Here is a 14,229-nt window from a genome sequence, read left to right on the forward strand (position 1 = left end):
CAAGATGGTCGGTCAGTTCACCATTTAACGCAGCCTCGACGGTGATTTTTTTGAGCATCCGTGAAAATTGATTGAGGTCTTCTGGTGTTTTTAGGTTTTTGGCAAATTCCGCTGCCAAGGCGTGAAGTTGTTTTTCGTTCATAATAAAATACCTGTGTCTGAATGTATTATCTCAGAAACAGGTATTTACACAAATTGTGGGAGAGGCTCTTTTGTAAAAACTATGCCTATATGACAAAGTGGTTGCTAATGAATATTTTTAATTATTCTTAGCAACTCTTTTTTATTTAAAAAATCCTTTATAAACATAATCTTATGCTTCTTCGTTAAGCCTGCATGATGGGATAATTTCTCCTTAAGTTGCCCAAATAAGTTTTCAAGTCTATTTGTCGTTTTTTCGATATTTAAATCGCCATACTTTTCATAGGTAAATAGATAATCCATATAACGTTTAAAACTATGATAAGCACTTCTTACATTTCTATGTTTATAAGGATAATAGCCCTTTTCATTCGGTTTATCTGACCGTTCTTCTAAAAACGCTTTATGTTTTAAATACCAATGATGTAATCGTAAATAGACGTCTTTTTTAGAACTCTGTTTAAGTGTCAATGCAATAAATTTTAATTCTTTTCCAGCTATAGATTGATGCTTTTTTCTTAATGCTCTCATCACAATGGCTACCATATGAAAATGGCACATTTGCGTCGGTGTATCCAATAAATCTTTCAATATACCCCGTATGCCGTCGCAGGTAATTGATTGAATGTTATAGCCTTTCATACGAAGTGAATTAAACGCTATCCTGTAATAAACATCTTTTTCCGTTTTAATAACATGATGGTAAACCACCTTTTTAGAAAGCGAATCCATCAGCAGTAAAATACCAAATTCACGACCAAATAAGGTGGTATCCGCAATAATATTTAAATCACGTGATTGGGGTGGATTTAATACTGTTTTAGGGGCTTTTTCAATATATCTTTGAATCGTTCTGATTGAACAATGCTATTTTTCGGCAAGTTGTTTATAGGTTTGTTTTCCTATTGAATAATCATTCCAAATACTTATTGGATTTAATTTCTTTTTAAGGGTAAATGTTTTATTACAGGCATTACATTTATAGCGTTGAATATTATTTCTTATGCCATGTTTGCGAATGTCGCTACTGTGGCAAAAAATGACATTTTTTGGGTTCATAATTCAAAAAAGTGGCTTAAAGCCCGTAATATAAGACTTTAAGCCACTTTTTAGCAACCATTTTGTCTACTATGCCAGAAGAGACCAAATAAAGGTTTCTTCTATATTCACCTTAAACAATAATTAAATTATTATTATCCAATGTTGAGAGATGATTTTCTAACGTGGCAAAATGAATAAGATCACCATTGCCTTCAGCATCATAACTTAATTGCCCATTGGTATTATCATATTTAATATGACGTTTAAGACTTTCTTCATCGTTTAAGGCGAGAAATATGGTTTTGGATAATTCAATTTTGTCTTCTGTGCTGAAGTCCTTGATGATATCCACATTACCATTAAGGGTGGTGTTAAACACAAAATGATCCGTCCCTTCTCCCCCTATGAAAATGTCTGCACCTAGTCCTCCAATAAGACGGTCATTACCAGCTCCTCCATTTAATGTATTACCGATATTATTCGCCGTTAAGATATTATCTAACTCATTACCGTGGGCTGCTTTTGTAGTATTCCCAATTAAGACTAGATTTTCTACATTTTCTGACAAATGATAATCAACGGTGCTGTAAACCGTATCTATGCCTTCATTTTTAGCTTCAACGATAATGTCTTTTGTATTATCAACAAGATAGATATCGTTTCCTAAACCACCTATCATCGTATCTTCACCAAGACCACCATTAAGATAATCATGACCGGCACCGCCTTCTAACTTATCATTTCCGGCTCCGCCGAAGATGTTATTATCTGCCGCATTACCAATCAATGTATCATTATGATTTGAGCCGATAAGATTTTCGATTTGTGTTCCTTGACCAATATAGACTTGCCCCGAAGTATATTCAACATCAGCAATATTCAATGGGGCATTAACTTGCCCATTTCCACTATCCACAGTGGTTTTTTCCGGTAAATCAAAATATTGATGTACATCTTGAGTTTTGCTGTTAATGTTTTTTACAAAGAAGTTTCGTTCTTGAATATCACCAACATAACTCCAGCTACCGGGATTTAAATTAACATACACACCTTGTTTTTCTTTTGAAGCGTCAAATGTATCAACACCGTTACCGTCCCAAATATAACGACCGCCGTCAGAAGCATAGGTATTGTAATTTGCAAAGCTATAAACATCATCGCCGGCGCGCGCATTTGGATTGACACCAAAACGATAATGTAAATAAGCTAAATCATAAGGGCGTAAATCGCGTAAGGATAAATATAAATTATCATTGACATAGCGATCATAAGAAATAATCGAAAATTCCGCGGTATTTTCATTACCATAGCCGTTTTCTTTAAAGGTCGGAATATCACCTGCAACCGTATGAACCATACCAAGCGTATGCTCAATTTCGTGAAGCGCGGTGTAATAAAGATAATCCGTTCCCCAGCCTTTCCAGCTGCTACCTGCATTCCAAGTAATATGCCCACCGTTGCTTGCGACTGCTGCAGAGCCATTCGTCATGGAAGCATAATGCACAAAAGTATCACGGTCACCGCTTATTTTACTTTCCACAAACTGTATGTTGGTATAACTAGATAAGATGGCATAGGCATCCCTGAAGACCGCTTTTAATCCCTCATCAACCAAGGCATCGGAAGGCAATTCTTTATTCGCTTCTAACTCTTCCGTGCCGTGGAAATAATATTTAATGACATAAGGCTTATCTTGTGTTCCACCCAATGGGGCAGAATAGCCATTTTTATCTAAGCTACCTACAGCCTTTAAGAAATATGGGGTATTCCAATCATCTTTTGTATGATCATCTTGAATGGGATTGCTACGTGGAATTAACCCAATTTGTTTTGTACCATCTACTGAGGCCGCTACCGCATAATTTTCTTGATCAAAAACGCTAATTGCTTTACCGGAACGATCTGTGGTTTCCAAGGTAGCAGAAATCTGCTCTGCTGTGCTCAAGGTTTGTTTTGACACGATCGCAGAGAAACTTAAGTCCGAATTTACCGTTGTTTTAAGCGTTTTATTGCCAATATTCAAGAGAACAACATCTCCCCCTTTGGCAGTTCCTGATACAACACCACTTACCGTTGCAATATCTTCGTGATACGCAACAAAATACTGATCTTGATTCTCCACTTTTAAATAATCGCTTGTAAACGTAATGCTTTTAGTCGTGACTTCGGGCGCATTAATATAAGCTGTTTTATAAAATCCATCAGCCTTAGTTAGCTCATAAACCTTTGGATCCGGAGTGAATTTTACGGAAATCTGTTGTCCATTTAGCCCTTTTAATTCATCGGCGGCAATATCGACAAAGAATGTTTTATTATTAACACCGACCTTAAATGATTGGTTACCAATTGTAACGATCGCTTGGCGTACTTCGTTATAATTTTTACCTTGAGCATAAACACCATCAAATTCAGCTTCACCATATATGCGGATAATAGGTGATTTTTCAGCCAAACTTAAGGTGAAATCGCCCACTTCGGTGATATCAATTTTTGCCGCTACCTCAGCGGCAACAGTAAACTTCTTCGTTGTATCCGCGCGGCTATTTCCTGCAGTAGCGGTAGCTGTAACCACATAGTTTGGTGCTTGAATTAATTCTTCGGCAGCAATATCCAATTTAAAACTCAGATCACTTTCTACCTGAACCTTGTGCGTTTTACCGTTAATTTGTAATTCAACTTGAGTTGTAGTTGAAGCCTCTGTACCAAAAATTTTACCTGATAATTGTAAATGCCCTTTGGCTTCAGTCACATTGATATGATTATCTGCCGTAATATCATTTAACAAAATAGCGATATCGCCTTGGCTAACACTATAAGATAAATCACTTTGCGCAGATCCTACATTCCCAACACTATCTTTAGTGGTATAAACAGCAGAAACTATCAGTGAATTTGAAGAGGCTAATTCTGCTGCCGGAAGCGTTAAACTAAATGCACCATCTTGTTGAATTTCCACCGCTTGGGTTTTGCCGTTATACATTAAGGTGAGTTGCTCACCAACAGCAAAATCGCCACTCACTTTGCCACTTAATACCACAGAATCTGTCGCAGTCTTAGCGACCACATTATTTTCATTAATTGGGTTAAGCGTAATGATTGGCATTGGCGGTGTCATATCGGCTTGAAAATCCACCGCACTTTCTGCGGTAGCCGTATTACCCGCAACATCTTTAGCTATTACATTAACTTTTAAGTGATTATTTCCTTCAATCAGCGAGCCTTCATTAATGGGTAAGTTCAAAGACCATTTTTTATCTGATACCGTTGCATCATATTCTTTGCCATTTATATTGACTTTAACTTGAATATCTTTGGCATTAATATCTTGTTCATCGTAAGTGAGTGTGCCACTAATGAGGCTGGTTTTATTCAAATTCTCGGTAGAAATCGTTTTGCCACCATTGACTTCATTGACTGAAACGGCAATATTGGCTTCAGTATCATAACGATAGGAGACTTTTTCTGCTACTTCGTGAATTTTTCCTGTTTCTTTATTGCGAATGGTTGCGACTACGTACATTTCATCCGCATCCGCAAAATCCGCGACATTTAATATGGTGCTAAATTTTCGTAGTGCTGAACCATCTCGGCTTAAATTAGTGGAAAACGTTTTTCCATTGAGCTTGATTTCAACTTTTTCCACTAAATCTTCTTCACGACAAACAGTATGTCCCCATACTGTTCCCTGATAAGTAAAAGTAGAATTCTTTTCTATAAATGCTTTATTGAAAATATTATTTTCACCTACAGCTGAGAGATTTGTCAGGTTGGCATCACTGCCTGACGTTGCAACCGTATAAGCTTGCGAAGTTTCGGCTTCACCATGATTGCCGGCCTTATCGGTTCCGATAACTTTAGCGCGAATGACTTTATGGTTGTCAGCCGTTAAAACCGCGGTGGCAAACTCTACTTTAAAAGAACCATTGACTACCTTAGTTTGGATTGTATTCCAATTGCTTGCGGCACAATAAGGGCAGCCACAAGACACTTCCACCAAATCCCCATCGCTTGCGCCTGTCACACTTCCAGCAATAACGGTCGTTTCTTTTGCTGCTTCTTCGGCATTGATCACATTGTCTCCAGTAATGGGACGTAGCGAAATGGTTGGTTTGTCTAAAGCTGTTTCATATTGGAATACTTCAAGCGCGGTCATATTTTCCGTATTTTTGACCACAGCCCGAACAGTATTATTTTTCGCTAACAATTCACCGCTAACCTTCGCTTCAAATTCGCCATTAAGCACTTGTGCTTTGAGCGTTTGATCACCAATAGTTAGCTCAACAACAGAACCATCATCTGCACGTGTGACCGAGCCTGATAAGGTAATTTCCTGCTGAGATTCTGCAATATTAAGGATGTTATCTGTCGTTACAGGATTCATCTTAATTGTTAAAGGCGTTTCTTCTACATTCGCATAAGTTACCGCACTGCCTTTAGCTGTTCCACCATTTACACTTTGAGTTTCAATAGAAGCGGTGACTTTTTCGTGAATAATTAAACTTTGAGTATTCACATCTTTAGAAAATTTACTATCCTTCACTTCAGCATAATAAACTGATTGTCCAATTTCTAACTTAACAACATCCCCATCTTTGGCGTGTTTTACCGTACCTGAAATCGTGGTTTTTTCTAATTTTTGTTCAACGAAACTTAAGAAATCGTCGCCCGTAATTTTATCAAAGGTAATTTCAGGCTCTTGTGTCACTGTCTCAACAATGTATTTTAGTTTAGCTTGAGCCGTACCGCGCAATCTTTTATTTGTATCATGAACTGCTGTAATAGATGCGCTAAGTTCTTTCTCTCCTTCTCCTTTCGCCACCAATGCGGAAGCGTTAATATCGACCCACCAAGTTTTAGTCACAGGATCAACTTGAGCCAGTCTAATTGTATCGGCTAAAACGGTAATCATGGGTGGCGTGGTAGATGTGCCTTTGACATCATAACTACCTGATAATCTTATGATTTCATTAGCTTCAGATTGACTAATGATACCGTCCTCTCCTCCCACATAACTTGTCCATGCAATTGCGGCAACAGGTGCTGCGCCTGCTGCCGGTTCAGTTAATACGGGTAATTCGGGCAAAGGATCTAACTGCGGTTTAGTATTAGGTTTTGCTTCTGGTTCATCCTCAATTTCCGGTTCAACTGCGGCTTTTTCTTTAGGCATAACAACCCAAGCAGCATTGGGATCTTTATCAATGATAGCCTCAGGCTCAACCGGCTGGGTTTCCGGCTCCGTTGGTTGAGTTTCAGGCTCAGTTGGTTGAGTTTCAGGCTCAGTTGGTTGAGTTTCAGGCTCAGTTGGCTGGGTTTCCGGCTCAGTTGATTGAGTTTCCGGCTCAGTTGGTTGGGGTTCAGGTTCCGTTGGTTGGGTTTCAGGTTCAACCGGTTTCAACCGGTTTTACTTCCGGCACAGACGGTTTTGTGTTAGGCGTTGTGTTTTCTTCAGCACGAGGCGTATTGCTGGTTTTGCTATGATTATAACTATTTATCGCACCAATAGTGGTCGCGACCGTTCCTAAAGAAATAGCGGTTAATTGCACCGCACTTAATGAGCTGGCGGCTATATTTCCGGTAACAGAAACACTGTTTTCAACTACGGTTGCAAGATTTTCAACAGAATAATAGGCATTGTATTCTTCCAATACCAAAAGCGGTTCTTCATTGGCTGAGGTAGAAAAGACTAAATTGTCGCCGATTTGTTCTACTTCTATAGGCTCAATTAGCATGCCGTTCTCATCAACAATACGATAACGCGCCGCTGCTTCGGTTTTTTGGATGACAGTTTTTCCTTGTTGCAATGCAATAGATTCCGTTTTATTGCCTTTTACGATAGTTAAAATGGCTTTGCTCATAATATAAAAGTACTTTTCCTAGAAAAGAGATAAAAACTATCCTAATTTTACAAGAAATTACAGAGTTTTGCTGTAAAAAAGAACGGAAAAAAGTGAAATTTTATTTAAGGCTTGTTGATGTTTTATGCTTATAAAATATACTATTTTATACCTAGCACACAAAATGCGTACTAGGTTACGCATAGTTGAGTGGCTTTGCCACTCTAATTCTCAGCCCCAAAGGGGCTGATTTATGCGTAACCCAGTATGGTTCTGCCATACTGGGATATTAAATAAACACTTATTGGTGATTTTACAGCCTCAAAACATCAACAAGTTCTAGTATTACTACAACGGAGCTATTGTTATTGCGTCCGTTGTTTTTTTGAATATGAGAAAAGCCTTTATCCTTGTTCTTTCCACAAAAAAGAAAGTGCGAACAAGAGTGCAGAACAGATGACTACAGATGGACCTGCTGCAGTGTTATAAAAGGCGGAAAGTTCCAGCCCCATAGTGATAGCTAACATGCTGATGACAACGGCAATCATCGCCATGGTTTCAGGCGTTCGTGCGAATCGGCGTGCTGTGGCTGCCGGAATAATGAGCAAGGAGGTAATAATCAATGCCCCCACAAATTTCATGCTTAAGGCAATTGTAAGTGCGGTCAAAATCATTAAAATAAATCGCATTCGTTGAATATTAACCCCTTCTACTGAATATTGTGTATGGTTTTCAAGCCATACCATTAATAAAGTAATGCATAGCGTCAAAATGAGAATGGCTAGATAGGGGTTAATTTCAATAAAAATACCTAATGCTACGCCTAATAATGCGGAATGTGCCAAAGTGTCGCCAAAATAGGCCATTTTGCGCCAAACCACAAAAGCACCAAGAGGTGCAGTAATGAAAGAGAGCAAAATACCGATAAGCCAAGCAGGAAGAATGATTTCAAGCACGATAAAGCGTTCCTAATGATGATGTTGTGCGCATTGATATTGCCCTGAACAATAAACATCGCCGTGCATATCATGACGGTGATTGTGATGATGGGTGTAAAAAGCAATATTTTTAGAAAATTGATCACCAAAATGTTGGATAAAAGTCGGATCGCTACTTATAGCTTCAGGCGTACCGGAACAACAAATATGTTGATTAACGCACAATACTTTATTGGTATCCTCCATCACAATATGGAGATCATGAGACACCATTAAAACGGCGCAATTTAGTTTTTCTCGCATTTGATGAATAAGCTGATAGAGTTCAATTTGCCCATTCATATCGACCCCTTGGGTTGGTTCATCAAGTACCAGTAAATTAGGTTGATTTAAAATTGCGCGAGCCAATAATACACGTTGCATTTCACCACCGGAGAGTTTTTGCAACGAATTGTGCATAAGGTGTGAGATAGAAAGCAATTCCGCTGCTTGTTGAATGTCTTTTGCAGTGATGCCTTTCTTAAGGGAAAGGAAGTTTTTCACGGTAATCGGCAAACTATGATCTAAATGGATTTTTTGTGGGACGTAGCCAATGCGAACATTCCGGCTATAAATCACATCCCTGGTAGTGGGTTTGAGCAATTTGAGCAAAATTTTTAATAGAGTCGATTTCCCTCCACCATTAGGACCGACAATGGTAGTGACGGTATTGGGGTAAATTGCCATATTAATTTGTTGTAATGCAGTTTTTTGCCCAAAATGCATCGTAATATTTTTCAGTTCAATTAGAGGCATAGTGGAATTCGCTTGTTGCGTAACGCGTATTGCATTAATTTGCATAATAAATTCTAATGGGTGGATAAATTTAAAGATAACGTATTTTACCCGATGAAACAAGATAAAACGCCCCCTAATCTTTAGATCGTACAGGGCAATCGTATATGTTGTACATTTTTCAACCTACACGCCGAGCAACAGCCCATCTCGAAATTCATCTGACCAACCGGCAGCGGTCAATTTCCCTTTCATACTCTGCTTTTTCGGGTGTAATCGTGCCAAGTTCAACGCTAATCGACGCAAGATTGCCAGATTTTCCGCACCCCATTCATCGGTCACAGCACATTCGTCTTCTTTATAGGCCACATCTAGCACCCAATGGGCTTTGTTTTCCACTTCCCAATGCCCTCGCACGCACTTCGCCAATATTTGAATATCAACATCCAAACTACTGATATAAAAGACTTTTTTTGCGATTCCTTGCCATTATCTGACCGCTTGCGACACACCTCCAACACCGATTTTATCCCCTTCCATTCCTCCGCTTTGCTCAGCCAATCACTCACTTTCAGCTTACGGTAGTAACGCTCATCAATTTGTAGTGATCAACTAATTCAACAGTCCCCGATAAGTTTTTTCAGCTAAAATCGGGGGCAAACCTTGATTATAGCTATGTGGGCGAATGTGGTTGTAGTACATCACATAATCTTTTACATCGTTGACCGCACTTTCAAAATCAACATAACCACCATATGTCATCCACTCATATTTAAAACTTCTAAACCAACGTTCCATCGGTGCATTATCCCAGCAGTTGCCCCGTCGGCTCATACTTTGTGTTAACTTGTAGTTTTGCACACATTGGGTAAATTGCTTACTCCCATAAATACTGCCTTGGTCTGAGTGAAACAGCATTGTTTTCGTACGTTTAGTCTACAACATCGCGTGATTTAACGCATCGACAACCAATTACGCATCGTGGTGTCGATTCAGTTTCCAACCAACAACTTGACGGTTTAACAGGTTAATCACTACCGCTAAATAGCACCAAACACCATTGACTTTAATGTACGTCGTATCGCCACAAAGCACCGTCGTTTGTGCATCAGGCGTAAATGCTCGGTTCAAGTGATTAGCAAAAACTTGCCCTATTTCTTTATTTCGGTTATATTTAGGTTGCGAATCAACCGCAAACTAGCTCGAATTCCCTTTTGTCTCAAACCTGATTGAGCGGTTCGCTTGCCGGCGGATTGACGACTTGCCTCAAAAATGACCTTGATTTCAATCGCAAGTGCGGTGTGTTTTTCGACCGCTTGTCGCCGTTTCAAGCGCGCATAATAGGCACTTTCTGACACACCAAATAAGGCACATAAACGCTTAATGCCGTGCGATTTTGACGTCGTGACCGCTTGGTATCGTTGCTCTCGAGAGACATTAAAATCGCCGTAGCCTTTTTTAGAATTTCTTTATCCTCTTCCAGCTCTTTGATACGGTTTTCTAACTCTCGAATGCGTTGTTGTTCGGGACTGATTGGCTTTGAACCCGGCAACACATAGCCCTGACATTCAGCTTGAACTTGACTTACCCAGCGACGCAACGCTGTTTCACCGATGTCTAGCTCTTTGCAAGCTTGTGTAATAGAATATTTACGCTCGGTAATCAATTTTACCGCTTCGGATTTAAATTCCGCGCTAAAGGTTCTTATAGGTCTTTGCATTTTTATATCCTCATGTTTGGTTAAATTTTACCACTTATTGAGGACTGTGGGATTAGTGTACCACTACACATTGAAGTTGATCGCCATAAAAAATTAAAGGCGTGCGTTGGCGTAACCAATAGGGGACATTATGTTGTTGACACAGTTTTTTGATGTCTTGATGAATACCATGGTGGAGAACCGTTCCCGAATAACGAAAAGCAAGATGGATAGTTTTTTGTGTTGGCGGAAGGAGAACTATGTGATCTTGCCATTTTGCAATCCATTCATTAGATTGCATTTTAATTATAAATTTGCCCAAATTATCGGGTAAATCAATGGATTGGTTTAAGCATATCGGCAAAACAAGATGGCTGATATCTTGATAAATTGGTGTGATGTGTAAGTGCCGGCGATAGCGACGAATCAGCTTGTCGCCCAATTTAAATTCCGGATAACGATCGGCTTGGGCGAAGATCACATCCTGAATAATTTGTGCCAATTGTTTGCTTGAGGGCATGGGTAAATCGCAATTGGCCAACCACAAACGCAGTAACGCTTTTTGTTTTGGTATAGAAAAATGCACAAATTGGCTAATGTCAAAAGTGCGGTCATTTTTTTGATATTTTTGTAATTCTTGTGCCAGTAATTCGTTTAACAATTGCTGCTGTTCTAAGCAATGTTGCGCGCTGCGCTGTACGGCTTGGTCAAAATGCGCCCAGCGTTGTCGCAAGGGGAGCAAAATTTGATGGCGCAAGAAGTTGCGGTCATAACGGTTATCTTAATTGCTTTCATCTTCGATCCAAGGCAAATTTTCGCTATTAACATATTCTTCCAGTTCGGTACGCGTGAATTGGAGCAGTGGGCGAAAAATCGGCACAGAAAAGACCGCACTTTGCATCGGCATGGCGGACAAGCCTTGCACGCCGCTGCCACGTTTTAGTGCGAGAAAAAAGGTTTCTGTTTGATCTTGCTGATGATGGGCGGTCGTCAAAATATGATCTGCACGCATATAACGACGAATGGCTTGGTAACGCGCTTCGCGAGCGCCCACTTCAACTCCTAAACGTCGATCGACTTGGACTTTTTCCACGATCAGTGGAACGGACAATTGGCGACAAAGGTGTTGACAATGTGTCACCCAATGATCGGCGTTTGGGCTTAAACCGTGATGAATATGGATGGCGCTGAGGGAAAAGTGCGGTCGTTTTCGACAGAATTTTGTCAATAAAGAGAGCAATGCGGTGGAATCAAGTCCACCGCTAAAACCGACGAGAAAATGTGTTTGTGTCGGTTGATGTTGGCTAACGATATGCTCAAATTTTGCAAAAATATCCATGCTATATTAAGCAATTTTTACCGCTTGATAATGGCTGCGCGGATTAACGATAAATTCTCTAGCCGCGATAATTTGTAGCTCGTAAAGCCCGGAATCATGAGTTATTTGCATCACTTCATTCACTGCATTGGCGGTATGTTCAAAGGCTTCAATATCGGATTTTCCGTTTAACAAATTCGCCATAAACAATCCGGCAGTTAAATCGCCCACGCCAACGGGATCTTTAGCAAAAGTATGTAACGGGCGACTAATGTGCCAAATGCCTTCTTGATTAGCGAGTAGCATTTCAAATTTAGTCGAATCTTGTCCAACTTTACTCAAATGTTTAACCAACACTTTTTTTGGACCTTGAGCTAGAATTACTTTAACTGCTTCAATTGCTTGGGAAAAATTATCAACAGTTAAACCACTTAATTCACGTAATTCAACTAAATTTGGTGTAATAATATCTGCCGCTTTCATGGCAATTTTAACCAAACCTTCTTTTACACCATCTGCTACGATACAACCTTTATCTGGATGTCCCATAACTGGATCACAGAGGTAAACCGCATTTGGATTGCGTTGTTTAACATAGTTAACCGCATTGACAATTTCTTCGACCTGATCAGCTGAACCGATATAGCCGGAAATGATTGCATCGCAGCGATGTAATTCGCCAATTTCATCAATACCACGCACGATTTCGCCGATTTGTTCTTTGGGTAGCACCATACCGGTCCATTTGGCATATTGCGTATGGTTGGAGAATTGGACGGTATTCAAAGCCCATACATCCACCCCGAGAAGTTGCATTGGAAAGGTTGCGGATTTATTACCCGCATAACCATACACGACGTGAGATTGAATAGAAATCAGGTTTTTCATGTGAACTCCTTTTTAATAATAAATATCTTTTTTATAACGTCAAAAGAGCGGTCAAAATAACAGCTCTTTTTAACAAATCATTTGATTAACAGTAACCGTAGCTCATCAAACGTTGGTAGCGACGATCTAATAAGGTTTCTTGATCAAGTACTTCAAGATTGGCTAAATCGTCCAATAAACGTTGTTTTAAATGGGCTGCCATTTCGGCATAATTACGGTGCGCACCACCCAAGGGTTCTGGCACAATATTGTCAATTAATTTCAATTCGTGTAAACGGTTGGCGGTTAAACCCATCACTTCAGCGGCGGTGAAGGCTTTGTCCGCGCTTTTCCATAAAATAGAGGCGCAACCTTCTGGTGAAATCACGGAATAAGTGCTGTATTGCAACATATTAACTTTGTCACCCACGCCAATGGCTAACGCGCCACCGGAGCCACCTTCGCCGATAACGGTACAAATCACAAGGACTTTTAAGGTGGACATTTCACGTAGATTACGCGCAATAGCTTCCGATTGACCGCGTTCTTCCGCCCCCACGCCCGGATAAGCTCCCGGGGTGTCGATAAAGGTGATAATTGGTAATTTAAAGCGTTCAGCCATTTGCATTAAACGCAATGCCTTACGATAACCTTCCGGCGCTGGCATACCGAAATTACGTTTTACTTTTTCTTTGACTGAACGTCCTTTTTGATGCCCGATAGCCATCACCGGTTTTCCGTCTAAACGCGCTAAGCCGCCGATAATCGCTTTATCATCAGCAAAGGCTCGATCGCCGGCAAGTTCTTCAAAATCGGTAAAAATGTGTTCAATGTAATCCAAGGTGTAAGGGCGGTTTGGATGACGCGCCATGCGGGAAACTTGCCAAGCGTCTAAATTTGCAAAGGTTTTTTGTGTTAATTCCACACTTTTCTTTTGCAAGCGTGCAATTTCATCATCAAGATTAATTTTATCGTCTTGTTCGGCGACAGAACGTAGCGATTCAATTTTGGCTTCCAGTTCTGCAATAGGTAATTCAAAATCTAAGTATTCTTGGCTCATTTGTTCTTCCTAATATTAAATTCGCACCAAATTGTACCGCAATTTAGCAAGATTTTCGGCAAGGCGCAAATTGAAATGCATTGTATGCGTTTTTGCATAAAAAATCTTGGTATTTTGGGCTGGTAGGAGGTTTTAACATGGCGAATAAAAGTGCGGTCGTTTTTTGCGTGATTTTAAGGTGCGTTTGGCGCACCTCAAGATCGACTTATTTGCGCAGTAATTGGATTTTTTGTTCTTCGCTTGGACGGTATAACACCAAAATATGCCCAATGGCTTGTACCGCTTCCGCGCGGGTTTCGCGCACAATGGCATCAATAATTAATTGTTTGGTTTCGCGATCGGCACCAGCGATTTTCGCTTTAATGAGTTCGTGATGATTTAGCGCAATTTCAATTTCCGCTAACACTCGTTCAGTTAAACCGTTTCCACCTAGCATGACTACCGGATTAAGGTGGTGGGAGAGGCTTTTAAGAAATTGTTTTTATTTGGTTGATAATGTCATTCGTTTTTAATCCTATAAAAGTGCGGTCAATTTTCCTTTCATACTCTGCTTTTTC

12 protein-coding genes and 3 pseudogenes are annotated in these 14,229 nt (G+C 40.0%); all 15 read right to left on the minus strand.

What is annotated here, in order from left to right; translation table 11 throughout:
- Window positions 1-142 (minus strand): annotated as a pseudogene (locus tag B0183_RS11960) (IS256 family transposase); the annotation flags it as partial.
- A gap of 104 nt (window positions 143-246) precedes the next feature.
- Window positions 247-999 (minus strand): IS256 family transposase, variant Zn-binding type, encoded by a 753-nt coding sequence (locus B0183_RS07635; protein ID WP_106406640.1) that lies wholly within the window; start codon window positions 997-999, stop codon window positions 247-249.
- 9 nt (window positions 1,000-1,008) lie between these two features.
- Window positions 1,009-1,200: an IS1/IS1595 family N-terminal zinc-binding domain-containing protein gene (locus B0183_RS13205; RefSeq protein WP_021112703.1), complete on the minus strand. Its 192-nt coding sequence runs from the start codon at window positions 1,198-1,200 to the stop codon at window positions 1,009-1,011.
- 112 nt (window positions 1,201-1,312) lie between these two features.
- Window positions 1,313-6,577 (minus strand): Ig-like domain-containing protein, encoded by a 5,265-nt coding sequence (locus B0183_RS07645; RefSeq protein ID WP_078208597.1) that lies wholly within the window; start codon window positions 6,575-6,577, stop codon window positions 1,313-1,315.
- Window positions 6,564-7,037, minus strand: a complete 474-nt coding sequence (locus tag B0183_RS07650; protein WP_021112709.1) for a hypothetical protein — start codon at window positions 7,035-7,037, stop codon at window positions 6,564-6,566. Before B0183_RS07650 ends, B0183_RS07645 begins: the two co-directional genes overlap by 14 nt.
- 383 nt (window positions 7,038-7,420) lie before the next feature.
- Complete coding sequence (locus B0183_RS07655; protein ID WP_021112702.1) at window positions 7,421-7,972, minus strand: metal ABC transporter permease; 552 nt, start codon at window positions 7,970-7,972, stop codon at window positions 7,421-7,423.
- A gap of 12 nt (window positions 7,973-7,984) precedes the next feature.
- Window positions 7,985-8,794: a zinc ABC transporter ATP-binding protein ZnuC gene (gene znuC / locus B0183_RS07660; protein ID WP_035495685.1), complete on the minus strand. Its 810-nt coding sequence runs from the start codon at window positions 8,792-8,794 to the stop codon at window positions 7,985-7,987.
- A gap of 120 nt (window positions 8,795-8,914) precedes the next feature.
- Entirely contained in the window at window positions 8,915-9,145 is a 231-nt protein-coding gene (locus B0183_RS12775) for a hypothetical protein (protein WP_234802048.1), read from the minus strand.
- 195 nt (window positions 9,146-9,340) lie between these two features.
- On the minus strand, window positions 9,341-9,589 hold the full coding sequence (locus B0183_RS11965; RefSeq protein ID WP_157834277.1) for an integrase core domain-containing protein: 249 nt from the start codon (window positions 9,587-9,589) through the stop codon (window positions 9,341-9,343).
- Between the two features lie 111 nt (window positions 9,590-9,700).
- Complete coding sequence (locus tag B0183_RS12335; protein ID WP_160148342.1) at window positions 9,701-9,859, minus strand: hypothetical protein; 159 nt, start codon at window positions 9,857-9,859, stop codon at window positions 9,701-9,703.
- 196 nt (window positions 9,860-10,055) lie between these two features.
- Window positions 10,056-10,448 (minus strand): transposase, encoded by a 393-nt coding sequence (locus B0183_RS07675; protein ID WP_078208599.1) that lies wholly within the window; start codon window positions 10,446-10,448, stop codon window positions 10,056-10,058.
- Window positions 10,449-10,500: 52 nt separating this feature from the next.
- Window positions 10,501-11,766 (minus strand): annotated as a pseudogene (tilS, locus tag B0183_RS07680) (tRNA lysidine(34) synthetase TilS).
- Window positions 11,767-11,772: 6 nt separating this feature from the next.
- A complete protein-coding gene (gene pdxY, locus B0183_RS07685; protein ID WP_035496815.1) occupies window positions 11,773-12,633 on the minus strand; it encodes a pyridoxal kinase PdxY in 861 nt (286 codons plus the stop codon).
- A gap of 85 nt (window positions 12,634-12,718) precedes the next feature.
- A complete protein-coding gene (gene accA, locus B0183_RS07690) occupies window positions 12,719-13,672 on the minus strand; it encodes an acetyl-CoA carboxylase carboxyl transferase subunit alpha (protein ID WP_078208600.1) in 954 nt (317 codons plus the stop codon).
- Between the two features lie 205 nt (window positions 13,673-13,877).
- Window positions 13,878-14,174: pseudogene (gene yhbY, locus B0183_RS07695) on the minus strand (ribosome assembly RNA-binding protein YhbY).
- Between the last annotated feature and the right edge of the window lie 55 nt (window positions 14,175-14,229).

The sequence above is a fragment of the Glaesserella parasuis genome (assembly GCF_002015085.1).
In the GTDB taxonomy this organism is placed as follows: domain Bacteria; phylum Pseudomonadota; class Gammaproteobacteria; order Enterobacterales; family Pasteurellaceae; genus Glaesserella; species Glaesserella parasuis.

What these genes read in the sequence shown, in the direction of transcription:
- B0183_RS07650 (WP_021112709.1), bottom strand. Translation starts at nt 7,037, where the DNA reads ATGAGCAAAGCCATTTTAACTATCGTAAAAGGCAATAAAACGGAATCT.
- znuC (WP_035495685.1), bottom strand. Translation starts at nt 8,794, where the DNA reads ATGCAAATTAATGCAATACGCGTTACGCAACAAGCGAATTCCACTATG.
- B0183_RS13205 (WP_021112703.1), bottom strand. Translation starts at nt 1,200, where the DNA reads ATGAACCCAAAAAATGTCATTTTTTGCCACAGTAGCGACATTCGCAAA.
- accA (WP_078208600.1), bottom strand. Translation starts at nt 13,672, where the DNA reads ATGAGCCAAGAATACTTAGATTTTGAATTACCTATTGCAGAACTGGAA.
- pdxY (WP_035496815.1), bottom strand. Translation starts at nt 12,633, where the DNA reads ATGAAAAACCTGATTTCTATTCAATCTCACGTCGTGTATGGTTATGCG.
- B0183_RS07675 (WP_078208599.1), bottom strand. Translation starts at nt 10,448, where the DNA reads ATGCAAAGACCTATAAGAACCTTTAGCGCGGAATTTAAATCCGAAGCG.